This window comes from Streptomyces sp. NPDC003720 (genome assembly GCF_042875075.1).
Classification (GTDB): Bacteria; Actinomycetota; Actinomycetes; order Streptomycetales; family Streptomycetaceae; genus Streptomyces.
On sequence record NZ_JBIANZ010000004.1, the window covers coordinates 1 to 25,316 of the forward strand.

Annotated in this window: 19 protein-coding genes and 4 tRNA genes; 9 read left to right on the plus strand and 14 right to left on the minus strand. The window is 71.3% G+C overall.

Annotated elements, in window-relative coordinates; genetic code table 11:
* Positions 1–83: 83 nt before the first annotated feature.
* The gene (locus ACFYU0_RS11820) at positions 84–1,166 is read right to left on the minus strand and encodes an ABC transporter permease (RefSeq protein WP_389299980.1); all 1,083 of its coding nucleotides are present in this window, start codon (positions 1,164–1,166) and stop codon (positions 84–86) included.
* A 140-nt stretch (positions 1,167–1,306) separates the two neighbouring features.
* On the opposite strand from ACFYU0_RS11820, the gene hrpA reads away from it, so the two are divergent.
* The 3 genes from hrpA to ACFYU0_RS11835 all read left to right on the plus strand — a co-directional run bounded on the left by hrpA (position 1,307) and on the right by ACFYU0_RS11835 (position 5,833).
* Complete coding sequence (gene hrpA / locus ACFYU0_RS11825) at positions 1,307–5,251, plus strand: ATP-dependent RNA helicase HrpA (RefSeq protein WP_389299982.1); 3,945 nt, start codon at positions 1,307–1,309, stop codon at positions 5,249–5,251.
* Between the two features lie 94 nt (positions 5,252–5,345).
* Positions 5,346–5,420, plus strand: a tRNA-Asp gene (locus ACFYU0_RS11830).
* Positions 5,421–5,641: 221 nt separating this feature from the next.
* A complete protein-coding gene (locus ACFYU0_RS11835; RefSeq protein WP_389299985.1) occupies positions 5,642–5,833 on the plus strand; it encodes a DUF6274 family protein in 192 nt (63 codons plus the stop codon).
* Positions 5,834–6,298: 465 nt separating this feature from the next.
* Here ACFYU0_RS11835 and bldC read toward each other — a convergent pair whose 3' ends face one another.
* Together bldC and ACFYU0_RS11845 are read right to left on the minus strand one after the other, a co-directional pair.
* Positions 6,299–6,505 (minus strand): developmental transcriptional regulator BldC, encoded by a 207-nt coding sequence (gene bldC / locus ACFYU0_RS11840; RefSeq protein WP_003949541.1) that lies wholly within the window; start codon positions 6,503–6,505, stop codon positions 6,299–6,301.
* A gap of 519 nt (positions 6,506–7,024) precedes the next feature.
* Entirely contained in the window at positions 7,025–7,867 is an 843-nt protein-coding gene (locus ACFYU0_RS11845; RefSeq protein ID WP_389299987.1) for a hypothetical protein, read from the minus strand.
* A gap of 198 nt (positions 7,868–8,065) precedes the next feature.
* Between ACFYU0_RS11845 and ACFYU0_RS11850 the strand changes: the two genes are divergently transcribed.
* Positions 8,066–9,160 carry an amino acid dehydrogenase gene (locus tag ACFYU0_RS11850; RefSeq protein WP_351661410.1) on the plus strand — a complete coding sequence of 365 codons (1,095 nt, stop codon included), beginning with the start codon at positions 8,066–8,068 and terminating at the stop codon, positions 9,158–9,160.
* A 328-nt stretch (positions 9,161–9,488) separates the two neighbouring features.
* Positions 9,489–9,737: a DUF3073 family protein gene (locus tag ACFYU0_RS11855; RefSeq protein ID WP_199211120.1), complete on the plus strand. Its 249-nt coding sequence runs from the start codon at positions 9,489–9,491 to the stop codon at positions 9,735–9,737.
* A 66-nt stretch (positions 9,738–9,803) separates the two neighbouring features.
* Here ACFYU0_RS11855 and purM read toward each other — a convergent pair whose 3' ends face one another.
* The 7 genes from purM to purS form a co-directional block, all read right to left on the minus strand.
* Positions 9,804–10,871 carry a phosphoribosylformylglycinamidine cyclo-ligase gene (gene purM / locus ACFYU0_RS11860; RefSeq protein ID WP_351661414.1) on the minus strand — a complete coding sequence of 356 codons (1,068 nt, stop codon included), beginning with the start codon at positions 10,869–10,871 and terminating at the stop codon, positions 9,804–9,806.
* Between the two features lie 35 nt (positions 10,872–10,906).
* Positions 10,907–12,436, minus strand: a complete 1,530-nt coding sequence (gene purF / locus ACFYU0_RS11865) for an amidophosphoribosyltransferase (protein ID WP_351661416.1) — start codon at positions 12,434–12,436, stop codon at positions 10,907–10,909.
* 202 nt (positions 12,437–12,638) lie between these two features.
* Positions 12,639–13,082 (minus strand): META domain-containing protein, encoded by a 444-nt coding sequence (locus ACFYU0_RS11870; RefSeq protein WP_389299991.1) that lies wholly within the window; start codon positions 13,080–13,082, stop codon positions 12,639–12,641.
* Between the two features lie 56 nt (positions 13,083–13,138).
* A complete protein-coding gene (locus tag ACFYU0_RS11875) occupies positions 13,139–13,936 on the minus strand; it encodes a sterol carrier family protein (RefSeq protein WP_389299993.1) in 798 nt (265 codons plus the stop codon).
* A gap of 414 nt (positions 13,937–14,350) precedes the next feature.
* Positions 14,351–16,609 (minus strand): phosphoribosylformylglycinamidine synthase subunit PurL, encoded by a 2,259-nt coding sequence (purL, locus tag ACFYU0_RS11880; protein WP_389299996.1) that lies wholly within the window; start codon positions 16,607–16,609, stop codon positions 14,351–14,353.
* Positions 16,606–17,286, minus strand: coding sequence for a phosphoribosylformylglycinamidine synthase subunit PurQ (gene purQ / locus ACFYU0_RS11885; RefSeq protein WP_351661428.1), 681 nt, complete (start codon positions 17,284–17,286; stop codon positions 16,606–16,608). Before purQ ends, purL begins: the two co-directional genes overlap by 4 nt.
* Positions 17,283–17,555, minus strand: coding sequence for a phosphoribosylformylglycinamidine synthase subunit PurS (gene purS / locus ACFYU0_RS11890; protein WP_250404436.1), 273 nt, complete (start codon positions 17,553–17,555; stop codon positions 17,283–17,285). Before purS ends, purQ begins: the two co-directional genes overlap by 4 nt.
* A gap of 312 nt (positions 17,556–17,867) precedes the next feature.
* On the opposite strand from purS, the gene ACFYU0_RS11895 reads away from it, so the two are divergent.
* The 4 genes from ACFYU0_RS11895 to ACFYU0_RS11910 all read left to right on the plus strand — a co-directional run bounded on the left by ACFYU0_RS11895 (position 17,868) and on the right by ACFYU0_RS11910 (position 18,978).
* A complete protein-coding gene (locus tag ACFYU0_RS11895) occupies positions 17,868–18,185 on the plus strand; it encodes an Lsr2 family protein (protein ID WP_250404435.1) in 318 nt (105 codons plus the stop codon).
* Positions 18,186–18,343: 158 nt separating this feature from the next.
* Positions 18,344–18,415, plus strand: a tRNA-Gly gene (locus ACFYU0_RS11900).
* Between the two features lie 82 nt (positions 18,416–18,497).
* Positions 18,498–18,570: transfer RNA gene (locus ACFYU0_RS11905), tRNA-Gly, on the plus strand.
* 332 nt (positions 18,571–18,902) lie between these two features.
* Positions 18,903–18,978, plus strand: a tRNA-Gly gene (locus tag ACFYU0_RS11910).
* Positions 18,979–19,046: 68 nt separating this feature from the next.
* Here the strand turns inward: ACFYU0_RS11910 and ACFYU0_RS11915 are convergent.
* The 4 genes from ACFYU0_RS11915 to purD form a co-directional block, all read right to left on the minus strand.
* On the minus strand, positions 19,047–19,946 hold the full coding sequence (locus ACFYU0_RS11915; protein WP_351661432.1) for a phosphoribosylaminoimidazolesuccinocarboxamide synthase: 900 nt from the start codon (positions 19,944–19,946) through the stop codon (positions 19,047–19,049).
* Positions 19,947–20,016: 70 nt separating this feature from the next.
* A complete protein-coding gene (locus ACFYU0_RS11920; RefSeq protein WP_351661435.1) occupies positions 20,017–21,513 on the minus strand; it encodes a N,N-dimethylformamidase beta subunit family domain-containing protein in 1,497 nt (498 codons plus the stop codon).
* 234 nt (positions 21,514–21,747) lie between these two features.
* Positions 21,748–23,736, minus strand: coding sequence for a hypothetical protein (locus ACFYU0_RS11925; protein WP_389300005.1), 1,989 nt, complete (start codon positions 23,734–23,736; stop codon positions 21,748–21,750).
* A gap of 271 nt (positions 23,737–24,007) precedes the next feature.
* Entirely contained in the window at positions 24,008–25,258 is a 1,251-nt protein-coding gene (gene purD / locus ACFYU0_RS11930; RefSeq protein ID WP_351661441.1) for a phosphoribosylamine--glycine ligase, read from the minus strand.
* Between the last annotated feature and the right edge of the window lie 58 nt (positions 25,259–25,316).

The following is a 25,316-nucleotide window of genomic DNA, read 5'->3' on the forward strand; positions in this document are numbered from 1 at the left end:
TGTTCCTAGACAGCTCCACCACATCGGAGGTCTTCGCTATGTTCAAGACCCACCGGTGTCAACAACGCTCGTGATCAATACACCTAGGGCCTGTCCGCGCCGGGGGCGGGCGGAGCTTCGCCGGGCGGGGTCTGGCGGCCGCCCGGGTGGCGGTGGCGCCAGATGAGGAAGACCGCGCCGGAGACGACGGCCCACCCCACCAGCACGAGGAACGGGAAGGCGTGCTGGTGGCCGCGGAAGTAGACGGCGGTGTGCTGGGCGTTCACGGAGGCTCCCGGCGGCAGCCAGCGGCCGATGACGCCGAGCGGGGAGGGCAGCAGGGGCCAGGAGACGGCGCCGCCGGACGAGGGGTTGCCGAGGAGGACCATCAGTCCCCAGGTGGGCAGCATGGCCCAGCGGCCGACCAGGGTGTTGAACATCGTGAACACCATGCCGCTGGCGAACATCGTCAGGGCGAGGATCAGCCAGGACTCCGCGAACGGCAGGTCCAGTGCGCCGAGCAGCCAGTCCACCACCGCGGCGATGGTGAACCCGCCCAGCACGCTGTATCCAGCGGTGTAGGCGATGCGTTCCGCCGGGTTCAGGGCCCGTGCGTGCACGCTGAGCTGGATGGAGCCGACGAAGCCGATGATCACCGCGGCGAGTGAGATGTAGAAGAGGGCGAGGCCGCGCGGGTCGCCCCGCTGCAGGGGCTTGAGGTCCCGCACCTTCACGGTGGTGCCGGTGGCCTCGCTGACCTGCACCGCGGCCTGGGCGAGGAGCTGGGAGACGGACGCCCCGGAGGCGGAGGAGACGTCCAGGATGATCGTGCGGCCGTCGGCGGGCGCCTCGAAGACCGCGAACACCTTCTGTTCGTCGACGGCCCGCACGGCGTCCGGCCGGTTGGCGTAGGGGTGGAGCGCGAGGGAGGCGTCCAGGGCGTGTTCCATGCCGTCGATGAACCGCCGGGCGGCCGGTTCGTCGTGGGGGCCGACGACGGCGGTGGGGATGGTGTGCGGGGTGGGGCTGGCCATCGCGTAGGTGTAGGAGCCGGCGAAGAGTCCGGCCACGGCGGCGAGGATCAGCAGCAGGACGGTGGCGGGCAGGAAGGGTGATTCGCGGAAGGCGGCCCAGCGTTCGGCCCAGGTGGGCGGCCGGCCGTGGGCGCCGTGCGGCGAATCGGACATATCGCTCACGCTAGTTCATCGGCCTCCTCTCCGGCGGCAGGCGGCCGCCCGCCCCGCACGCGGCGCGCGGAGGGCCCCGGCGCGGCCCGCGGGCAAATCGTTCGCCAGGGATTTCCGTGAGGTGAGATCCTGGACCGCGTATGTCTACGCATCCCGCCCCCGCCCTCGGCTCCCTCGCCCCCCGTCTGACCGAGCTTTCGCTGCGCGACGCGCACCGGCTCGGCCGGCGGCTCGAGGGCGCGCGCAAGATCCGTAAGCCGGAGGCCCGCGCGGCCGTCCTCGCCGAGATCGAGGGCGAGGTCGCCAGGGCCGAGGCCCGGATGGACGAGCGGCGCTCCCGTGTGCCCGCCGTCGGCTATCCGGAGCAACTGCCGGTCAGTCAGAAGAAGGACGAGATCGCGGCCGCCATCCGTGATCACCAGGTCGTGATCGTGGCCGGTGAGACGGGTTCGGGCAAGACGACCCAGATCCCGAAGATCTGCCTGGAGCTGGGCCGTGGTGTGCGCGGCATGATCGGGCACACGCAGCCGCGCCGGATCGCCGCGCGCACGGTCGCCGAGCGGGTCGCGGAGGAGCTGCGGACGCCGCTCGGGGAGGCCGTCGGCTGGAAGGTCCGTTTCACGGACCAGGTGAACCAGGACGCCACGTTCATCAAGCTGATGACGGACGGCATCCTGCTCGCGGAGATCCAGACGGACCGTGAGCTGCGGGCCTACGACACGATCATCATCGACGAGGCCCACGAGCGGTCCCTGAACATCGACTTCCTGCTGGGTTATCTGGCGCAGCTGCTGCCGCGCCGGCCGGATCTGAAGGTCGTCATCACGTCCGCGACCATCGATCCCGAGCGCTTCTCCCGGCATTTCGGTGACGCGCCGATCGTGGAGGTCAGTGGGCGGACGTATCCGGTGGAGGTGCGGTATCGGCCGCTGCTGGAGGAGGACTCGGACGACGCGGACCGGGACCAGATCACCGCGATCACCGACGCCGTCGAGGAGCTGATGGCGGAGGGGAAGGGCGACATCCTCGTCTTCCTGTCGGGCGAGCGGGAGATCCGGGACACAGCGGACGCTCTGACCAGGAAGAACTACCGGTTCACGGAGATCCTGCCGCTGTACGCGCGGCTGTCGCACGCCGAGCAGCACCGGGTCTTCCAGCCGCACACCGGGCGCCGGATCGTGCTGGCGACGAACGTCGCGGAGACGTCCCTGACGGTGCCGGGGATCAAGTACGTGATCGACCCCGGTTTCGCCCGGATCTCCCGGTACAGCCACCGTACGAAGGTGCAGCGGCTGCCCATCGAGCCGGTGTCGCAGGCGAGCGCCAACCAGCGCAAGGGCCGCTGCGGCCGTACCTCGGACGGCATCTGCATCCGGTTGTACGGGGAGGACGACTTCCTCGCGCGGCCGGAGTTCACGGACGCGGAGATCCTGCGGACGAACCTGGCGAGCGTCATCCTGCAGATGACCGCGGCCGGCCTCGGCGACATCGAGAAGTTCCCGTTCATCGATCCGCCGGACCACCGCAACATCCGCGACGGTGTGCAGCTGCTGCAGGAGCTGGGCGCGCTGGACCCGGACCAGAAGGACCCGCGCAAGCGGCTGACGGACACCGGGCGCAAGCTGGCCCAGCTGCCGGTCGACCCGCGGCTGGCGCGGATGGTGCTGGAGGCCGACCGGAACGGCTGCGTCCGCGAGGTGATGGTGATCGCGGCCGCGCTGTCGATCCAGGACCCGCGGGAGCGTCCGGCGGAGAAGCAGGCCCAGGCGGACCAGCAGCACGCCCGGTTCAAGGACGAGACGAGCGACTTCCTGGCGTATCTGAACCTGTGGCGGTACGTCCGTGAGCAGCAGAAGGAGCGGGGTTCCAGCTCGTTCCGGCGGATGTGCAAGCAGGAGTACCTGAACTTCCTGCGGATCCGCGAGTGGCAGGACATCTACACCCAGCTGCGCACGGTGGCCAAGCAGATGGGCATCCACCTCGCCGAGGAGGAGGCCCCGGCCGACCGGATCCATGTGTCCCTGCTCGCCGGCCTGTTGTCCCACATCGGGATGAAGGACGTGAAGGACGGCAACAAGAACGAGTATCTGGGCGCCCGCAACGCCAAGTTCGCGGTGTTCCCGGGTTCGGCGCTGTTCCGCAAGCAGCCGAGGTTCGTGATGTCGGCTGAGCTGGTGGAGACGAGCCGGCTGTGGGCCCGGGTCAACGCGAAGATCGAGCCGGAGTGGGTGGAGCCGCTCGCGGGCCATCTGCTGAAGCGGACCTACAGCGAGCCGCACTGGGAGAAGGACCAGGCGGCGGTGATGGCGTTCGAGAAGGTGACGCTGTACGGCGTGCCGATCGTCGCCCAGCGGAAGGTGAACTACGGCCGGATCGACCCGGAGGTCTCGCGGGAGCTGTTCATCCGCAACGCGCTGGTGGAGGGCGACTGGCGTACGCACCACAAGTTCTTCGCCGACAACCGCAGGCTGCTCAGCGAGGTCGAGGAGCTGGAGCACCGGGCGCGGCGCCGGGACATCGTCGTGGACGACGAGACGCTGTTCGACTTCTACGACCAGCGGGTGCCCGAACACGTGGTGTCCGGGGCGCATTTCGACTCCTGGTGGAAGCGGAAGCGACACGAGCAGCCGGAGTTCCTGGACTTCGAGCGGGAGATGCTGATCCGGGAGTCGGCGGAGGCGGTCACCAAGGCCGACTATCCGGACACCTGGCGGCAGGGGCCGTTGAAGTTCCGGGTGACGTACCAGTTCGAGCCGGGTGCGGACGCGGACGGCGTCACGGTGCACATTCCGCTGCAGGTGCTGAACCAGGTCACCGACGAGGGCTTCGACTGGCAGATCCCGGGCCTGCGGGAGGAGGTGGTGACGGAGCTGATCCGTTCCCTCCCGAAACCGGTCCGCCGCAACTACGTGCCGGCGCCGAACTACGCCCGGGCGTTCCTGGAGCGGGCGGTGCCGTTGCAGGAGCCGTTGACGGTGACGATGGCGCGTGAGCTGAGGCGCATGGTCGGTGTGCCGTTCGACGCGGAGGACTTCGACTGGTCGAAGGTTCCGGACCATCTGCGGATCACCTTCCGCATCGTCGACGAGCGGCGGCGCAAGCTCGCCGAGGACAAGGACCTGGAGGCGCTGCGGCTGAGTCTGAAGCCGAAGGCGCGCAAGGCGCTGTCGCAGGCCGCCGCGGCCACGGCCTCCCGGCAGGGCGGGGAGTCGCTGGAGCGCTCGGGTCTGACGGACTGGACGATCGGCGCGCTGAGCCGGGTCTTCGAGACGCGCCGGGCGGGGCAGCCGGTGAAGGCGTATCCGGCGCTGGTGGACGACGGCGACACGGTCTCGGTGCGGCTGTTCGACATGGAGGAGGAGCAGGCGGAGGCGATGTGGCGGGGTACCCGCCGGCTGATCCTGCGCAACATCCCGGTGAATCCGGCGAAGTTCGCGAGCGACCGCCTCACGAACGCGCAGAAGCTGGCTCTGTCCGCCAATCCGCACGGTTCCGTGCAGGCGCTCTTCGACGACTGCGCGATGGCGGCGGCGGACAAGCTGATCGGGGACTTCGGCGGGCCGGTGTGGGACGAGGAGTCGTACCGGAAGCTGTACGACAAGGTGCGCGCGGAGATCGTCGACACGACGGTCCGTGCGGTCGGGCAGGTGCAGCAGGTGCTGGCGGCCTGGCAGGCCTGTGAGCGCCGTCTGAAGGCCGTGCGCAGCCCCGCGCTGCTGGCGAACCTGGCGGACGTCCGCAAGCAGCTGGACGCGCTGGTGAAGCCCGGTTTCGTGACGTGGGCGGGGATAGGGCGGCTGCCGGACCTGATGCGCTACCTGGTGGCGGCGGACCGGCGTCTGCAGCAGATGCCGACGGGCGTCCAGCGGGACACCACCCGTATGGAGAAGGTCCACGAGATGCAGGACGAGTACGCCTGGCTGCTGGAGCAGCTCCCGCAGGGGCGGCCGGTGCCGCGGCAGGTGCTGGACATCCGCTGGATGATCGAGGAGCTGCGGGTGAGCTACTTCGCCCATGCGCTGGGCACGGCGTACCCGGTCTCGGACAAGCGGATCGTGAAGGCGATCGACGCGGCGGCTCCGTAGCCGGGCGGATACGGTGGGTGAGTTCGACCAGGGGGCTCACCCTCCTGTACAGTCCTTCTCGCAGCACAGCGCAACACCGAGTGCCGCGAAACCTGGTCCTGTGGAGCAGTTTGGAGTGCTCGCCACCCTGTCAAGGTGGAGGCCGCGGGTTCAAATCCCGTCAGGACCGCAAGTGAGAAGGGCCCCGAGAGGGGCCCTTCTTCTTTTTGCCGTCGCGCTGCCCGAGCGCTGCCCGCGTGCCGCCGCCGGGCGCGGCTCCGGCCCCGCCCCGGCCGCTCCCCTGCCGCTCTCCGGGCCCTGAGGGGCCGCCCGCGCCCTTGACGGCGTCTTCCGCGCTCGGTACCCAGAAGGCAGGGCGTGTTCCGTCCCGGGGGCCCGTGGAGGTGGCGTATGGCGGCATCGGCCAGGCACGAGACGCGGGCGCTGCTGCGGGCGCATCTGTCGGCCGCCTCGTCCTACGGGCATCTCACGCGCCACTGCCCGGTCTGTCATCGCCTGCTGCGGCTGGTGCTGGACGCCGGCCCTTATCCCCAGGACGTGGACGAGGAGCCCGTCGCGGAGGAGCGGCCGCGCAGCGCCTGATCCTCGCCCGGGCGGTCCAACACCCGTGTGTGCGGGGGGTGCTGGAGCACGCGGGGCCCCAATAGCGCACGCGTGCCGCAGGCTTCAAGCACCCTGGCGTGTGACGGGAGTCACCGCATGAGTTTTCAAAACTGCGGAACTTACCCCCCTCATACAACGGGTCGATTTAATATGTGCAATTGCACCGCCGTCGGAGTGCGCACACAGCCGATCCGACAGCCCTCCCCAGAGTCCGACAAGGACGCTCACAACCGCCGCACCGGCCCCGGATCAGCGCACAAAAAAGATCGCGCTGGACCCGGCGGAGTCCAGCGCGATCTACGACGCACCCTGTGTCGCTGCCAACAACGTTCTCTTCGGCTTGGGCGTGGGCCCTGTTGGGGCAGGTCCCGCGTCGCTTGGAGCTAGGGTTTCGGGCGCCTCGGCCTGTTGGGGGAACGACCGTTTCGCCCTGTTTTCAGTTGTTCAGGCCTCGCTGCGCTGCTGCGGGATGCCCGCGAGCAGTGCGCGGACCTCGGCTTCGCGGTAGCGGCGGTGCCCGCCGAGCGTACGGATCGACGTGAGCTTGCCGGCCTTCGCCCACCGCGTGACCGTCTTGGGGTCGACGCGGAACATGGTGGCGACCTCAGCCGGGGTCAGCAGCGGCTCGGCATCAGGGGTGCGAGCGGTCATGAGCGGCCTCCTCGGGAGAACCGAACCTTCTCGGTTCTTTCCTCTAAATTCTGCACCTTGACCCGCGTTGCCCGAAATGGTGGACGCGGGTCGAGTCGGTTATAGGACGAACGGCTTGTCCTCGGCACTACAACTACACCATCTGTCCAGCCGCGTCGGCCAAACCGATGGAATTGCCCTCCCAGGTGTTCATCAGCGACGGAAGCCGATGGACCATGCCATAGCGGACAGTCACGCCTCTGTGACGATCAGTCACAGCGGCGATCAGGAGTCACCAGACCCCCTATAGCGTGCAATGCGGAGAATCCGCCCATGATGGAGCATAGTTGAGCGGAGGAGCCCTCCCCGGACTCCTTGTCCTATTTTGGCATGAGGGGTGGCAACCAGGGCAAGGCACTTGTAAGTGCTGTCCATCACCCTTGGGACATAAGCCCGGATCGGGACCAACATCCCGTCAGGTGGTCCAAGTGACCTGAACCGTACGCTGTTCGGGGCGATTCGGACCGTGACGTACGTCACTCAGTTCGCGGAGCGCCGGTCCCGTACCGTCCGCCACCGCTCCACCAGCCGCCCGTACGCCTCACCGGCGGCCGCCCCGTCGCCGCGGCGCAGCGCCTCGATGCCGTCCGCCACGTCCGCCGCCGAGTGGTCGTCGGCCAGCTCCCCGGCCGGCACCGCGTGCACCAGGCCGCCGTAGTCCAGCTCGACCACCGAGCGCGGGTGGAACTCCTCCAGCCAGCGGCCGACGTCCACCAGCCCGTCGATCAGCGGCCCTTCCTCGATGGTGTCCTTCAGCGTGCGCAGCGCCCGGGCCACCCGCCGCCGGGCCTGCACCATCGGGGTGCGGTAGCGCAGCATCGCCGGCACCTCGCCGGACGCCTCGTCGTACCGCCGCTCCTCGTCGGCGACCAGCACGAACCAGTTCAGCGGGATCTGCCAGGTCGCGGTGCGGATCCAGGGGCGGGCGTCGGGGTTGCGGGCCAGCCAGCGCTCGTAGTCCTGGGCGGCCTGGCGCCGCACCACCGGCGGCAGCACCGCGTCCAGCACGGGCGGGGGCAGCTCCTCGCCGAGGCCCTCCAGGGCCAGCCAGCCGCGCAGCCGGGTCCGCCAGGGGCAGACGCAGAGCACCCCGTCGGTCTCCAGCACGAAGGCGTCGCCGCTCTCGTGCACCGGTACCGGGACCGGCGGGGTGGGCAGCAAGTCGGCGAGCGACCGGCGCAGTTCGTCCTGGTAGGAGGGGCGGTCCGGGCGCCGGGCGTAGCGGGCCCAGTGGGTGCGTTCCGGCTCCGGGAAGGCGGTCAGCGGCTCGTAGACACGCAGGTACGCGGCATACGGGACGACCACCGAGGACACCTTGGGCACGCCTGCTCCCTCCCCATCGGGCCCGGCTCGAAACCACACCAAATCGTTTCACGGCGATACGTGCGTACACGGCCCCAGAGAGTGATCCTGAACACTGCGCGGATGGTGAGGGACCCGAGGCTCTACGCTCATGCCACGACCCCGCCACCCGTACGGGGCCGCACCCCACTCGCCGCTACTTACACAGGAGTCACCACAGTGACCGACGTAACCGGCGCGCCTGCTGATGTCCTGCACACCCTGTTCCAGTCGGACCAGGGCGGCCATGAGCAGGTCGTGCTCTGCCAGGACCGCGCCAGCGGTCTCAGGGCCGTGATCGCCCTCCACTCCACCGCTCTGGGCCCGGCCCTCGGCGGTACGCGCTTCTACCCCTACGCCACCGAGGCCGCGGCCGTCGCCGACGCCCTGAACCTCGCGCGCGGGATGTCGTACAAGAACGCCATGGCCGGTCTGGACCACGGCGGCGGGAAGGCCGTGATCATCGGCGACCCGGAGCGCGACAAGACCGAGGAGCTGCTGCTCGCCTACGGTCGCATGGTCGCCTCGCTCGGCGGTCGCTACGTCACCGCCTGCGACGTCGGCACGTACGTCGCCGACATGGACGTCGTCGCCCGCGAGTGCCGCTGGACCACCGGCCGCTCCCCCGAGAACGGCGGCGCCGGCGACTCCTCCGTGCTCACCGCCTTCGGCGTCTACCAGGGCATGCGCGCCTCCGCCCAGCACCTGTGGGGCGACCCGGTGCTGCGCGGCCGCAAGGTCGGCATCGCCGGCGTCGGCAAGGTCGGGCACCACCTGGTCCGGCACCTGCTGGACGAGGGCGCCGAGGTCGTGATCACGGACGTGCGCGCGGAGGCCGTCCAGCGCGTCCTCGACCAGCACCCCGAGGTGACGGCGGTCGCCGACACCGAGGCGCTGATCCGGGTCGAGGGGCTCGACGTCTACGCCCCGTGCGCGCTCGGCGGCGCCCTGAACGACCTGTCCGTGCCGGTGCTCACCGCCCAGGTGGTCTGCGGCGCGGCCAACAACCAGCTCGCCCACCCGGGCGTGGAGAAGGACCTCGCCGACCGCGGGATCCTCTACGCGCCGGACTACGTGGTGAACGCCGGCGGGGTCATCCAGGTGGCGGACGAGCTGCACGGGTTCGACTTCGACCGGTGCAAGGCCAAGGCGGCGAAGATCTTCGACACCACCCTGGCGATCTTCGCACGTGCGAAGGACGACGGCATTCCGCCGGCCGCGGCGGCCGACCGGATCGCCGAGCAGCGGATGGCCGAGGCCCGCGCGGGCCGCTGATCCGGGCCCCCGCAGGACTCCGGTCGCCGCGATCGGACGTCCGATCGCACAGGTGAGCGGTACCCGCCGGCGGGAACGTGGAGAGAACTCTCACTTCCGTCGGCGGGTCGTACCCCGATAAGTGGTTAAAATCGCCATTGACCAGCGAGGACGGGGCGCCTCGAGGGTCCTGTGCACACGCGCGTGCTGCGGGCGACGTACCGTATGGGCGCGGGCTCAGGTACCGTGGAAGCCCTACGGACCGGCCTCTCCACGGAGGGCCCGTTCCGATCATGAACGCGTGTCAGACTCTGGGGCCGTCGAGCCCCGTCACCGAGGGGGTCGAGCCATGGGGCGCGGCCGGGCCAAGGCCAAGCAGACAAAGGTCGCCCGCCAGCTGAAGTACAACAGCGGTGGGACTGACCTGTCACGTCTGGCCAATGAACTGGGCGCATCGACTTCGAGCCAGCCGCCGAACGGCGAGCCGTTCGAGGACGATGAGGACGAAGACGACGACCTGTACTCGCGCTACGCCGACCTCTATGAGGACGACGAGGACGAGGACGAGGGTCCTTCACAACATCGTCGCGGCGCTTGACCTTGCTTTGAGCACGTATCCGGTCGGTGGCACAGCCACCGACCGGCTTCTGTGCTGTCCGCGGGTTCAGACCGCGTAGTCCCCGACCAGCTCGGCGCCGGTCTCCTTGTCGCCGCGCTCGGTGATCTCACCGGCGACCCACGCGTCGACCCCGCGGTCGGCCAGGGTCGCGAGGGCCACGTCCGTCGACTCCTCGGGAACGATCGCGATCATGCCGACGCCCATGTTGAGCGTCTTCTCCAGCTCCAGGCGCTCGACGTCGCCGGTCCGGCCGACGAGGTCGAACACCGCGCCCGGGGTCCAGGTGGAGCGGTCGACCACGGCGTGCAGCGCGTCGGGGACGACCCGGGCCAGGTTGGCCGCGAGTCCGCCGCCGGTGACGTGGCTGTACGCGTGCACCTCGGTGGTGCGGGTCAGGGCCAGGCAGTCCAGCGAGTAGATCTTGGTGGGCTCCAGCAGCTCCTCGCCGAGGGTGCGGCCCAGCTCGGCCACCTCGGACTCGAGGGCCAGGCCCGCGCGGTCCAGCAGCACATGGCGGACCAGGGAGTACCCGTTGGAGTGAAGCCCGGAGGACGCCATGGCGATCACGGCGTCACCCTTGCGGATACGATCCGGGCCGAGCAGCCGGTCGGCCTCCACGACACCGGTGCCCGCGCCGGCGACGTCGAAGTCGTCCTCGCCCAGCAGACCCGGGTGCTCCGCCGTCTCGCCGCCCACCAGGGCGCAGCCGGCCAGGACGCAGCCCTCCGCGATGCCCTTCACGATCGCCGCGACACGCTCGGGGTGCACCTTGCCGACGCAGATGTAGTCCGTCATGAACAGCGGCTCGGCGCCGCACACCACGATGTCGTCCATGACCATCGCGACCAGGTCGTGGCCGATGGTGTCGTAGACCCCCAGCCGGCGGGCGATGTCGACCTTCGTGCCGACGCCGTCGGTGGCGGAGGCGAGCAGCGGGCGCTCGTAGCGCTTGAGGGCGGAGGCGTCGAAGAGCCCGGCGAAGCCGCCGATGCCGCCCAGCACCTCGGGGCGCCGGGTCTTCTTCACCCACTCCTTCATGAGTTCCACGGCGCGGTCGCCCGCCTCGATGTCGACGCCCGCCGCTGCGTAGCTGGCACCAGTTGTCTCAGACATGACTGTGAGAGCTTTCGTGTCGTACTGCAGGGGTGTTACGGGCGCCGGATCGCGTCGGAGGCGGCCGTGGCGGCCGGGCCGGCCGCGAGCTCGGTCTCCAGCAGCTGCTTGCCGAGCAGCTCCGGGTCCGGCAGGTCCATCGGGTACTCGCCGTCGAAGCAGGCGCGGCACAGGTCCGGCTTGGCGATGGTGGTCGCCTCGATCATGCCGTCGATGGAGATGTAGGCCAGCGAGTCGGCGCCGAGCGAGGTGCCGATCTCGTCGATGGTCATCCCGTTGGCGATCAGCTCCGCGCGCGTGGCGAAGTCGATGCCGAAGAAGCAGGGCCACTTCACGGGCGGGGAGGAGATCCGGATGTGGACCTCGGCCGCGCCCGCCTCGCGCAGCATGCGGACCAGGGCCCGCTGGGTGTTGCCGCGCACGATGGAGTCGTCGACGACGACCAGCCGCTTGCCCTTGATGACTTCCTTCAGGGGGTTCAGCTTCAGGCGGATGCCGAGCTGGCGGATGGTCTGCGAGGGCTGGATGAAGGTCCGGCCGACGTAGGCGTTCTTCACCAGGCCGGCGCCGAACGGGATGCCGGAGGCCTCCGCGTAGCCGATGGCGGCCGGGGTGCCGGATTCCGGGGTCGCTATGACCAGGTCGGCCTCGGCCGGGGCCTCCTTGGCGAGGCGGCGGCCCATCTCCACGCGGGAGAGGTACACGTTCCGGCCGGCGATGTCGGTGTCCGGGCGGGCCAGGTACACGTACTCGAACACACAGCCCTTGGGCTTCGCTTCCGCGAATCGGGAGGTGCGCAGGCCGTTCTCGTCGATGGCGACGAACTCGCCCGGCTCGATCTCCCGCACGAAGCTGGCGCCGCAGATGTCGAGGGCGGCGGACTCGGAGGCGACCACCCAGCCGCGCTCCAGCCGGCCGAGGACCAGCGGGCGGATGCCCTGCGGGTCACGGGCGGCGTAGAGGGTGTGCTCGTCCATGAAGACGAGGCTGAAGGCGCCCTTGACCCGCGGGAGGACCGCGTGGGCGGCCTCCTCGATGGTCAGCGGCTTGCCGTCCTCGTCGACCTGCGCGGCCAGCAGGGCCGTCAGCAGGTCGGTGTCGTTGGTGGCCGCGACCCGGGTGGAGCGGCCGTTGTTGTCCTTGGGCAGGTCGGCGACCATCTCGGCGAGCTGCGCCGTGTTGACCAGGTTGCCGTTGTGGCCGAGCGCGATCGAGCCGTGCGCGGTGGCGCGGAACGTCGGCTGGGCGTTCTCCCACACGGATGCGCCGGTGGTCGAGTAGCGGGCGTGTCCGACCGCGATGTGACCCTGGAGCGAACCGAGCGAGGTCTCGTCGAAGACCTGGGAGACCAGGCCCATGTCCTTGAAGACGAGGATCTGGGAGCCGTTGCTGACCGCGATTCCCGCGGATTCCTGACCCCGGTGCTGGAGGGCGTAGAGCCCGAAGTAAGTGAGCTTTGCGACCTCTTCACCCGGAGCCCAGACACCGAAGACGCCGCAAGCGTCCTGGGGGCCCTTCTCGCCGGGAAGCAGATCGTGATTGAGTCGACCGTCACCACGTGGCACGGCTCCGAGTGTAGGCGAGGTCGACCACTGGTCCGAATTGGGGATGCCCGGCCACCCTGGAGCGGCGTTTACCGATCACCTTGGCGGTTTCCCGGTTTTCGCAGGTCAGCGCTCTGTCATGCGGTGAGGATCGGGCGTGGGCCCGCTCCCCCGGGTCGCACTCCACGGCTTTCTGCGGGGTGCGCGAGTGAGGTGTCGCACATCATTCGCGGGTGGCGCGGCTGAGGTGCAGCCGGTCGCCGTCGCCGTCGGTGAGCGTCAGCTTCCCGTCCGCCGCCCTGGCGGTGATGGTGCCGGTGGTGAGGAAGCGGGCGAAGGCGCGCTCGAAGGTCATGCGGTCCTCGCCGCAGGCCATCTTGGTGGAGCGGATGTCGCCGAACGTGATCCGGTCGCCGTGGACGGTGGCCCGGGCGCCGAAGCCGTTGCAGCCGAGGTTGCCGGCCGCCTTCCCGTCGGCGTCGATCCGCAGGCGCGCGGTGGCGGGCGCCCGCAGGGTGGCGCCGCCTGCGGTGAGGCCGTCGACCCGCCAGTCGACGCCGGTCACGGTGTGCCGTGCGCCGGCCGAGCCGCTGTTCGCCTGCCCGGCGGGCGTGCTGCCACAGGCCACCGTGAGCGGGACGAGCACGGCGGCCGCTGCCAGGGACATGCGCTGCTTGTACCGGTTCATACGGATTCGACGCGGCACCCGGGCCGCCGGTTCCGTCACGCCATGAGCGGCAGCAGCTCCCCGATGCCGGCCCGCTCTCCGCTGGCGCTGACCAGCGCCCCGGCGACGGCGTCCGCGAAGTCCAGCCGGCCGGTGGCCAGCCGGATCCAGGTCAGCGGATCGGTCTCCACGACGCTGGGCGGGGTCCCCCGGGTGTGCCGGGGCCCTTCCACGCACTGCACCACGGCGTACGGCGGCACCCGCACCTCCGTGGAGGCGCCGGGGGCCTTCACGGCGAGGGCGTCGGCGAGGAGCCGGGTGGCGGCGGCCAGCGCCTGGCGGTCGAAGGGCGTCTCCAGGCCGGGCACGGCGGCGTTGAGGTCGTCGGTGTGCACGACGAGTTCCACGGCCCGCGTGACGAGGTAGTCGTCCAGTGGGAGGGCGCCGGCGTTGGTCCGCAGGAGCCGGCCGCCGGGGTGGGCGTCGAGCAGGGTGCGCAGGCCCGCGTCGACCTCGGCGAGGTAGGCGTCGAGGTCGGGCCGCTCGGTGACCAGGCCGCGGGTGAACTCGTCGATCGCGGCCGAGTTCGCGGCGGTGGCGAACGGCCACTCGGCGACCGGGACGTCCTGCTTCGGCGGGGCCGGCAGCTCCGCGGCCCGGTGGACCGCGGTGACGGCCATGCCGATGTGCGCGACCAGCTCCCGTACGGTCCACGAGCCGAGCCGGGTGGGCAGGGCGAGCTGCTCGGGGCCCAGGCCCCGGACGGCCTCCCGTACGTTGCCGAGCTGGGCGAGGACCGCGGCGCGGGTCCTGGCGGGGTCATAGGCGCGAGCACGCCTCTTGGCCGGAGACATGCCAGTGACCCTATGCCGCCAGAGGGCCCGGGATCAGCCGGTTTTCGCCCGGTGAGCCACTCGCCCCGCCGCACGGGGCTTCAGGCCGTCCTCCGAAGCACGGCAGGCGGAGCCGAGGAAGCCAGGCGGTGCGCGGCCCGGGGCGCCGGCCCTCCTCCGACGCACCGCGGGCGGCTCGACCGCGTCCGGGGGCGTCGGTGGCCACGGCTGGGCGACTCGCCGTCGCGCCGGTCTCTCCCGGGCGCTCTTCCGGGCCGGGCCGAAGGCCTGCTTCCGGGGTCGCCGGGACCCGTACGGCACCGGTCGGGCGCTCCTCAGCCACTCCACAGGGGCGCGGGGCGCTCGGCGACCCGGGAACGCGTGCAGGCCCCGTCCGGGGGGCCGGGCGGGGCCTGCGAGGGCGCGGGTGAGGGGTTACGCCAGGAGGGCCGGGATCGTCGCCTCGTGGGCCTCGCGCAGTTCGGCGAGGGTGAGCGCGAACTCGCCCTGGACCTCGACCGAGTCGCCGTCCACGACGCCGACGCGGGTGACCGGGAGGCCGCGTGCGCCGCACATGTCGTTGAAGCGCACCTCCTCCGAGCGCGGCACGGCGACGACGGCGCGGCCGGCCGACTCGGAGAAGAGGAAGGTGAAGGCGTCCAGGCCGTCCGGGACGACCAGGCGCGCTCCCTTCCCGCCGAGCAGCGCCGACTCCACGACCGCCTGGACCAGACCGCCGTCGGACAGGTCGTGCGCGGAGTCGATCATGCCGTCGCGGGAGGCGGAGATCAGGATCTCGGCCAGCAGCCGCTCGCGCTCCAGGTCGACCTTCGGGGGCAGGCCGCCGAGGTGGTCGTGGACCACCTGGGACCAGGCCGAGCCGCCGAACTCCTCACGCGTGTCGCCGAGGAGGTACAGGAGCTGGCCGTCCTCCTGGAAGGCGACCGGGGTGCGGCGGGCCACGTCGTCGATGACGCCGAGGACGGCGACCACCGGCGTCGGGTGGATGGCCGCCTCACCGGTCTGGTTGTAGAGCGAGACGTTGCCGCCGGTCACCGGCGTGCCGAGCTGCAGGCAGCCGTCCGCGAGCCCGCGGATGGCCTCCGCGAACTGCCACATCACCGCCGGGTCCTCGGGCGAGCCGAAGTTCAGGCAGTCGGAGACGGCGAGCGGCCTGGCGCCGGTCGTCGCTACGTTCCGGTAGGCCTCGGCGAGGGCGAGCTGGGCCCCCGTGTACGGGTCCAGCTTCGCGTACCGGCCGTTGCCGTCCGTCGCGATGGCGACGCCGAGACCGGTCTCCTCGTCGATGCGGATCATGCCGGAGTCCTCGGGCTGGGCGAGGACGGTGTTGCCCTGCACGAAGTGGTCGTACTGCGAGGTGATCCACTTCTTGGAGGCCTGGTTGGGGGAGGAGACCAGCTTCAGGACCTGGTCCTTCAGCTCCTCGCCCGTCGCCGGCCGCGGCAGCTTGTTCGCGTCGTCCGCCTGGAGCTCGTCCTGCCAGGACGGGCGGGCGTACGGGCGCTCGTAGGTCGGGCCCTCGTGGGCGACCGTGCGCGGGTCGACGTCGACGATCTTGCCGCCGTGCCAGAAGATCTCCAGCCGGTCGCCGTCGGTGACCTCGCCGATGACGGTGGCGATGACGTCCCACTTGTCGCAGATCTCGAGGAACCGGTCCACCTTCTCCGGCTCGACCACCGCGCACATGCGCTCCTGCGACTCGCTCATGAGGATCTCCTCGGGCGAGAGCGTGGAGTCGCGCAGCGGTACGTCGTCGAGGGTGACGCGCATGCCGCCGGAGCCGTTCGAGGCCAGCTCGGACGTGGCGCAGGACAGACCGGCCGCGCCGAGGTCCTGGATGCCGACGACCAGCTTCTCCTTGAACGCCTCCAGGGTGCACTCGATGAGGAGCTTCTCCTGAAAGGGGTCGCCGACCTGGACGGCGGGGCGCTTGGAGGGCTTGGCGTCGTCGAAGGTCTCGGAGGCGAGGATGGAGGCGCCGCCGATGCCGTCGCCGCCGGTCCGGGCGCCGTACAGGATGACCTTGTTGCCCGCGCCGGACGCCTTGGCGAGGTGGATGTCCTCGTGCCGCATCACACCGATGGCACCGGCGTTGACCAGCGGGTTGCCCTGGTAGCAGGCGTCGAAGACGACCTCGCCGCCGATGTTGGGCAGGCCCAGGCAGTTGCCGTAGCCGCCGATGCCGGCGACGACGCCGGGCAGCACGCGCTTGGTGTCGGGGTGGTCGGCCGCGCCGAAGCGCAGCGGGTCGACCACGGCCACCGGGCGCGCGCCCATCGCGATGATGTCGCGCACGATGCCGCCGACACCCGTGGCCGCGCCCTGGTAGGGCTCGACGTACGACGGGTGGTTGTGCGACTCGACCTTGAAGGTGACCGCGTAGCCCTGGCCGACGTCGACCACGCCGGCGTTCTCGCCGATGCCGACGAGCAGCGCGTCCGACTGGGGCGCCTTCTCGCCGAACTGGCGCAGGTGGACCTTGGAGGACTTGTACGAGCAGTGCTCGGACCACATGACCGAGTACATGGCGAGTTCGGCGCCGGTCGGGCGGCGGCCGAGGATCTCCACCACCCGCTCGTACTCGTCCTTCTTGAGGCCGAGTTCGGCCCAGGGCAGCTCGACGTCGGGGGTCGCGGCCGCGTGCTCGACCGTGTCCAGAGGCGTCCGGCTCATGCGTTGACCAGCTTCTTGAGGATCGAGGTGAAGAAGGGGAGGCCGTCGGTACGGCCCGTACCGATCAGCGGCTCGACGGCGTGCTCGGGGTGCGGCATCAGGCCGACGACGTTCCCGGCCTCGTTGGTGATGCCGGCGATGTCGTTGAGCGAGCCGTTCGGGTTGACGTCGAGGTACCGGAACGCGACCCGGCCCTCCGCCTCCAGCTTGTCCAGCGTGTACTGGTCGGCCACGTAGCGGCCGTCCATGTTCTTCAGCGGGATGTGGATCTCCTGGCCCTGGCGGTAGTCGCCGGTCCACGCCGTCTCCGCGTTCTCCACCCGCAGCCTCTGGTCGCGGCAGATGAAGTGGAGGTGGTCGTTGCCGAGCATGCCGCCCGGCAGGAGGTGGGCCTCGGTGAGGACCTGGAAGCCGTTGCAGATGCCGAGGACCGGAAGTCCGGCCTTCGCCTGCTCGATGACCGTCTCCATCACCGGCGAGAAGCGGGAGATGGCGCCGGCCCGCAGATAGTCGCCGTAGGAGAAACCGCCGGGCAGCACCACGGCGTCGACCTGCTTGAGGTCCTTGTCCTTGTGCCACAGCGCGACCGGTTCGGCACCCGCGATGCGGATCGCGCGCTGGGTGTCCCGGTCATCAAGGCTTCCCGGGAAAGTGACGACGCCAATACGAGCGGTCACTTGGCCGCCTCCGCGACTTCCGCACCCTCTTCCACCTTGACGATGAAGTCCTCGATCACCGTGTTGGCGAGGAAGGATTCCGCAAGATCGTGGATGCGGGCGAGCACGGCCTCGTCGACCGGCCCGTCAACTTCCAGTTCGAAACGCTTTCCCTGACGGACGTCCGAGATCCCCTCGAAACCCAGGCGCGGCAGCGCACGCTGGACCGCCTGGCCCTGGGGGTCGAGGATCTCCGGCTTGAGCATGACGTCGACTACGACGCGTGCCACTGGCACTCCCGGTGTGTGGTGCTGAGCAGGTTCCTTCAGACTACCCGCACAAAATTTCTACGCGAGTAGAGTTGTAGGAAACTACGTGAGCCGCATCACGATCGGGTGACAGGGGCGCTCCCTCGCGAAAAGTTCTGGGAAAGTTCCACAGACCCACCCACGACATCTATTGCACGGGGACACGCGGGCGGATTTAGTCGGGCTTCACTTTGCATTGCCGGGCACTGTACAAATGAATTGGCAATAGCCGATACTCGGCACGTCATCGCTGGATGAGCTGTATCGACGTGCCGCACGAAGGGACCGATATTCGTGGCGCAAAAGGTCGTGGTCACGCTCTTTGACGACATCGACGGCTCGGAAGCGGCGGAGACGATCGCCTTCGGACTCGACGGCAAGTCGTACGAGATCGACCTGAACGAAACCAATGCCGGAGAACTGCGCAAGGCGCTCGCGCCCTACGTGGAGGCGGGCCGCAAGCGCTCGCGGTCCGGCAAGGCGTACAAGCAGACGGAGGTCGCTCCCGACCCGGCGGCCGTCCGCGCCTGGGCCCAGGCGAACAAGATGGACGTGCCGGCGCGTGGACGCATCCCGAAGAAGGTCTACGAGGCGTTCAGCGCCGCGCAGTGAGGGCCCGCGAAGGGGCGAGCCCTCAGGGTCCGTCAGCGGGCCCTGGGGGCCGTGCACTTGGCCGCGCCGGGAGGCGACTTGCGCTACCCCCCTGCTGATCAGCTAATGTCTGGGACACGCCGAGGGGCGAGGCCGGAAGGCCGGATCCCGCGGACCGTGCGGGTGTAGTTCAGTAGTAGAACATCCCCCTTCCAGGGGGAAGGCGCAGTGTGCAATTCCTGTCACCCGCTCTGGCACCGGTCGTCCCGACCACTCCTGTGGATCAGGTAGGCTGGTGCTCGCACCGATCGGTGGGAGCCGGTCGGGGGCAGTGCGGACGTAGCTCAGTTGGTAGAGCGCAACCTTGCCAAGGTTGAGGTCGCGAGTTCGAGCCTCGTCGTCCGCTCGGGAGAAAAGCCCCGGTCTTCTGGACCGGGGCTTTTTCGTGCACCCGCTTCTTCCGAACGTTCTCTCCGGGCGCCGGACATGTGAGGGTTGCCACATCCTCGCGGCCCGCACCGGGGCACGCCCGCGTGCGACGGCCCAGGCGCATCACCCGCACCACGCACCCCGCAATCCCCTGCGCCGACGTGGAGTTGACCCCCGCCGGCGACTCGCCGGACGTGCGGGACCCGCCCTGCCGGGATCCGGCGGCCTCCGGTGCGGGGGCCGCCGTGCGGCAGTGCGTCCCGCGCGCCCGTCGGGTTGGGTATAGTTGCTCTCGCGCCACGGCGCAGTGCGGACGTAGCTCAGTTGGTAGAGCGCAACCTTGCCAAGGTTGAGGTCGCGAGTTCGAGCCTCGTCGTCCGCTCCAGAGAAGAAGCCCCCGGTTCCGGCCGGGGGCTTTCTTCGTGCCCCGGAACTTCTCCGGGGCACGACGCGTCAGGACCAGGCGGTGCCGGTCAGCCGCTCGTACGCGTCCACGTACTTCTGCCGGGTCGCCTCGACCACCCGCTGCGGCAACGCCGGCGGCGGCTGCTCGCTCCGGCGGTCCCAGCCGGACTCGGCGGACGTCAGCCAGTCCCGGACGTACTGCTTGTCGTACGACGGCTGCGCGCGGCCGGGCTGCCACTGGTCGGCCGGCCAGAAGCGCGAGGAGTCCGGGGTGAGCACCTCGTCGGCGAGGACCAGCGTGTCGCCGTCGAAGCCGAACTCGAACTTGGTGTCGGCCAGGATGATCCCGCGGTCGCGGGCGATGTCCCGGGCGCGGGAGTACACGGCGAGCGTGGACTGCCGGAGCTGGGCGGCGGTGTCCGCGCCGACCTGACGGGCGACCTCCTCGTAGGAGACGTTCTCGTCGTGCTCGCCGACCTCGGCCTTGGTGGCCGGGGTGAAGATCGGGGCGGGCAGCTCCGAGCCGTCCACCAGGCCCTCGGGCAGGGCCAGTCCGCAGACGGTGCGGGACTCGACGTACTCGGCGAGGCCCGAGCCGGTGAGGTAGCCGCGGGCCACGCACTCGACCGGGACCATCCGCAGCGACTTGCAGACCAGCGTGCGGCCCGCCCAGTCGGCGGGGGCGTGCTCGGGGAGCTCGGTGCTGATCACATGGTTCGGGGCCAGGTCGCGCAGCTGCTCGAACCACCACAGGGAAAGCCGGGTGAGGACACGTCCCTTGTCGGGGATCTCCGTGGGCAGCACCCAGTCGTAGGCGGACATGCGGTCGCTGGCGACCATCACGAGGTCGCCCGCCTCGTTCTGGTACAGCTCGCGCACCTTGCCGGTGTGCAGGTGCACCAGGCCCGGAACCTGGATCGGCTCGGGCTTTTCTACGAATCCGGACACGGTTCCTCCCCGTGGTTCTGTCCAAGTGCCTCGATTCTCCCGTATGCGGGTGATCGGGGTGCGCCCAGGGTCAGTCCCGTTTGCAGATGCGGTCCAGCAGGTTCGCCGTGGCCCGCTGGATGCGCGGGTCCACATGGCCGGGCCGGTCCAGGGACGGCGACCAGGCGAACGTGCCGGAGGCGAACACCCAGGCCCCGGAGGGCGCCCGGTACAGGGAGGTCTCCTGGTGCCGCTGGACGCCGTCGTTGTCGGTGTAGGGGGAGTGCGCGAGCAGGATGCGCTCGTCGTGCTCGGGCAGCGGGGTGCGCGGGAAGTAACGGTCCGCCTCGCCCGCCACGAGGCCCTCGATCTCGTCGCCCTCGCGCGCCCCGGTCGCGTCCCACAGCCAGTGGCCCGCGTTGCGGACGATCAGCGGATGCGGCTCCGGGACGCGGCCGGCGTACTGGATGCCGACGACCTGCTGCTCGGGCCGGTCGATCTCGCGCCACAGCACCGGCTTCCCCGGGCCCTTGCGCTTGCGGCAGGTCAGCAGCCGGTCGGGCACCCCGGACGCGGACGGACCCAGCTCCACCTGCCAGTACATGGTGTTCGCGGACAGGAAGACCAGGGAGGTGCCGTGGTCCCGGGCGTCCTCCACGGCCCGGCGCATCGGCACCGACCAGTACTCGTCGTGGCCGGGGAAGACCAGCCCCCGGTACCGGGTCGGGTCGACGCGGCCGGCGTGCAGGTCGCGGGCGTCGGCGTAGGCGATGTCGTAGCCGTAGCGCTCGGCCCAGCGGATGAAGTCGTAGGCGTGGCCGACGTGCAGGGGCAGTCCGGCGCCCGCGTACGGACGGTCGAAGGAGACCGTGGTGGCCGCGTCCGGCTCGCCGAGCAGACAGCCCTTCTCGTCCCAGGCGTGGTACAGGCTGGCGCCGGTGCGGCCGTCCTCCGGGTAGAGGTTGTACGCCTGCCAGGTGATGTCGGGCAGGAGCAGGAGCAGATCGGCCGGGTGGTTGTCGCGGACCGTGAAGGGGACGTGGGAGCGGTAGCCGTCGGCGGTGGTGAGGACGGCCACGTAGGCGCCGACCGCCCAGTTCGCGGGCACCTGGAGGCGCCAGGAGAGCCACCAGTGGTGGCAGGACACCGTGCGGTCGGCGGCCAGCGGCGCGGGCTGGACGATGCCGGAGAGGCGGGGGCTCGTGGTGATCTTCGAGGCGCCGTCGCCGCCGTAGTGGCCGATCCGGTAGATGTCGACGCCGAACTGCTGCGGCGGGTCGACCGTGATGTGGAAGTCGATCGCCTCGCCGGGCGCGACCGCCCCGGAAGAGGTGAAGCCCTTGATCTGGCGGTACACGTCGTCGGCCGAGCGGGGCCCCGGCCCGGACGTGCGCGGCGCGGGGACGCGCGGCCGCTCGCCCGCGGGCTGCTGCGGGCTCGGGTCGACGTACCAGGGCACGACGTGCCCCGTGTCGTCGAAGTACGTCTCACTGCCGCGCAGCCAGGGAACCGGTCCCTGGCCGAAGGGGTCCGTGACGGCGTGCGCGAGCGCTCCGGACTCCCAGCGGCGGATGTGGTCCGAGGCCATGGACGCTCCCCTCCCTCATGCCCCCGTTGCCAGCGTGGTGCGTGCTGCTCGGTCGTGCTGTCGTATGTCGCATGCCTTTGCCATGTGCGCGGTCGGTCCCAGCACATCACATAACGCACGGACCTGGTCACTGTTCGTTGCGAATTGACCTGAACTGGAAGTCTGCCCTCCGTTACGGCGTCGGGTCCGCCGAAGCCTCTCAGGTGGAGCGCCGGGCGAGGCGCCGGGCGCGGTTCAGACGAGCCGGACCGGCTTCTCCGGGCGTATCCCGGACGCGCTCAGCCAGTCCCGGAGCGGGCCGGGGTCGCCCTCCTCGATCAGGTGCAGCACCTTGGGTCCGAGGTCGGCGGCCCGCTCGCCGTCCAGCAGCAGGGAGGGGCCGTCCAGCCAGTCGAGGGCGGGGGTCGCACCGGCCGTGTCCACGGCGGCGCAGCAGACCATCGCCGTGACGTGATCGGCGAGCAGGTCGCGTCCGGTGCGCGGGGGCTGGAGCGGGAACAGCGGCAGGGCGCCGTCGTCCCAGAGCGAGCTGTCCGGGAACAGCCCGGCGGCGGTCGCGCCCTTGGGCGCGGCGGCCTCCTCCCGCGCCAGCTCCGCACTCAGCCCGGCGGCGAGAACCGCGCTGCGCTCGGTGCCGGGGTCGGAGTCGTCGTCGTCCTCCGTGCCGGGAGCGTCGTCCTCCGTGCCGGGAGCGGGGTCCTCGGCGGCGGGGAGGACGTGGTCCGAGGTGCCGGTCGGTTCGGCGGGCGCGGTGGGACGGCCGGTCGGCACGGGGTCCGTGTCGACGGGGGTGCCGGCGTCGGCGGAGGTGCCCGCGTCCGCGGCGGCGGCCGGCCCGGGCGGCTCGTCGCCGGCGTCCGGCTCCAAGGCCGTCGTCCGGCCGCCGTCCGGGCTCCCGGCCGGGTCGCAGGCGGAGCCGGCGGGCGGGTGGCCGTGTTCCGTGAGGTGGTCCAGGACCCGGGCGAGCGTGGGGCCTCCCTGGCCGGGGGCGGCAGGGGCGGGCCGGACGCCGAGGGTGTCCAGGACGCGGTGCAGGCGGGCCGCGTGGGCGCGCCAGGTGCGGTCGACGACCTCCTCCGGGTACGCCTGCCAGTCCACCGGCGCCCAGTCCGGGCCGGTCTCGGCCGGGCCGCCGTGGAACAGGCGGGCGGCGAGCAGGGAGGCGGCCTCGTCCACCGTGCCGGGCTCCTCCAGCAGGTCGCAGGCGGGGCGCTCACCGAGCCGGGAGGCGAAGCCCTCGGCCAGACGGTCGCGCCGGGACAGCTCGGTCAGGGCGGACACCACGCCCGCGTCCAGCCGGGAGGGCCAGCGGCCCATGCGCCAGGCGGGCAGCGCCACCTTGGTCAGCAGCCGGTCCCAGCCCGCGTAGGCGAGGCCGACCTGCTCCTGGGCGACGATCCGCAGGCCGTAGTCCACGGCCTGCGCGCGCTCGGCGGCGGCCGCGGCGACCCCGCGCTCCATCAGGGCCGCGTGCTCGCGGCAGCCGCGCAGCATCAGCCGGGCGACCCAGCCGAGGGTCGCGCACACGACCCGGGTCAGCGGACAGCGGCCGGGCGTCGAGGCGACCGCCACCGCCGCGTCGAGACCACGGACGAAGCGCCGGGCGGCGGCTATGTCCGGGTGCGCGGAAGGGCCCGTACCGGCGACGACCGGGGCGAGGACCGCGCGCAGCTCGCCGACGCGCATCCACCACAGGAACGGGGAGCCGATGACGAGGACGGGGGTGGGGGCGGCCCGCCGGCGGCCGTCGGGGCCCGGTCCGGGACCGGGGCCGGCGGCTTTGTCGTGCGCCGGGCGCTGGGGCGGGCCGTGGGCCGGGTGGGCCCGGTCCTCCAGCCAGCTGTCGCAGTCCGGGGTCAGCGCTATGGCCGAGGGCGCGGGGACGTCGAGCCGGTCGGCGAGGTCGCGCACCAGCCGGTACAGGTCAGGGGCCGACTTCTCGGCGACCGGGACCGTGGGGCTCACGGCCGGCCGGGCACGGGCCACCACCAGCGCTACGCCGGTCGCGGCCAGCAGCACGAGCGCGGCCGGCACACCCACCGCCCAGCGGGCGGTGTCCCAGCCCGGGCCGGTGAGCCGGCCGGTGGCGCCGCCGGTCAGCAGGACCACCTCGACGGCCGCGGGCAGCAGGGCAACCCCCAGGGCCCGGCCGCGGACGCGCAGCACGGCAAGGGCCCGCGAGCGCGCTGCCTGCGCGCCCAACTCGACTCCGGTTCCGGTCATGATCGGACCTCACCCCCTCCCTGCCGGTCCCGCGCTGTCCTGGCGTTGCTCACTCCCCCACTGTGGCACCCGTCACTGACATCGCAATGCCGGTGGGCCAAGTGCCGGAACGCTTGCGCCGCACCATAGTTGGGGCCCCCGCCGCCGTCAGCCGTATGGGGGATTGCTCACTCGATGGAATGGCTCTGGTCAAAGGTGGGCGACAGACAGCAAGGAACAGGCCCCGGATTCGGGGTCCGGGGCCTGGGTGTGCGGGAGGGTGCGGGGCCGGTCAGGCGCCCGCCGCCCGCGCCGCGATGTCCGTGCGGTGCTGGGAGCCGTCGAGGCGGATGCGGTCCACCGCCCGGTACGCCCGCTCACGGGCGGCGGCCAGGTCCGCGCCGGTCGCCGTGACGGAGAGCACCCGCCCGCCCGCGCTGACCACCGCGTCGCCGTCCCGCTTCGTCCCGGCGTGCAGGACGTAGGCGTGCGGGGCGTCCTCGGCGGCCACCTCGTCCAGACCGGTGATGGGGTCGCCGGTGCGCGGGGCGCCGGGGTAGTTGTGCGAGGCGACGACGACGGTGACGGCCGCGTCCTCGCTCCAGCGCAGCGGCTCTAGGTCGGCCAGGGTGCCGTTCGCGGCGGCGAGCAGCACGCCGGCCAGCGGGGTCCGCAGGCGGGCCAGCACGACCTGGGTCTCGGGGTCGCCGAAGCGGGCGTTGAACTCGATGACGCGCACGCCGCGCGAGGTGATCGCGAGACCGGCGTACAGCAGCCCGGAGAACGGGGTGCCCCGGCGCCGCATCTCGTCCACGGTCGGCCGCAGCACCGTCTCCAGCACCTCTTCGACCAGCTTGGGGTCCGCCCACGGCAGCGGCGAGTAGGCGCCCATGCCACCGGTGTTGGGGCCCTCGTCGCCGTCCAGGGCCCGCTTGAAGTCCTGGGCGGGCTGGAGCGGTACGACGGTCCGGCCGTCGGTGACGGCGAACAGCGACACCTCGGGGCCGTCGAGGAACTCCTCGATGACCACACGGTCGCAGGCCGCCGCGTGCGCCTTGGCCGCGTCCAGGTCGGAGGTGACCACGACGCCCTTGCCCGCGGCGAGGCCGTCGTCCTTGACGACGTAGGGCGCTCCGAAGGCGTCCAGGGCCTCGGCGACCTCGGCCTCGGTGGTGCAGACGTACGACCGGGCGGTCGGCACTCCGGCCGCCGCCATCACGTCCTTGGCGAACGCCTTGGAACCCTCGAGCCGCGCGGCCTCCCCGGAGGGGCCGAACACCGGGATGCCCGCCTCGCGCACCGCGTCGGCCACCCCGGCGACCAGCGGGGCCTCCGGGCCGACGACGACGAGGCCGGCTCCGAGGTCGGCGGCCAGCGCGGCCACGGCCTTGCCGTCGAGCGCGTCGACCTGGTGCAGCTCCGCCACCTCGGCGATGCCGGCGTTGCCGGGAGCGCAGTGCAGGGCGGTGACGTCGGGGTCGAGGGACAGGGAGCGGCACAGGGCGTGTTCGCGGGCACCGCTGCCGATGACGAGGACCTTCACGGGGCTCAGCCTACTGGCAAGGTCGCCGAAGCCCGCCGGGCGGGTTTCCTGTGGGTTC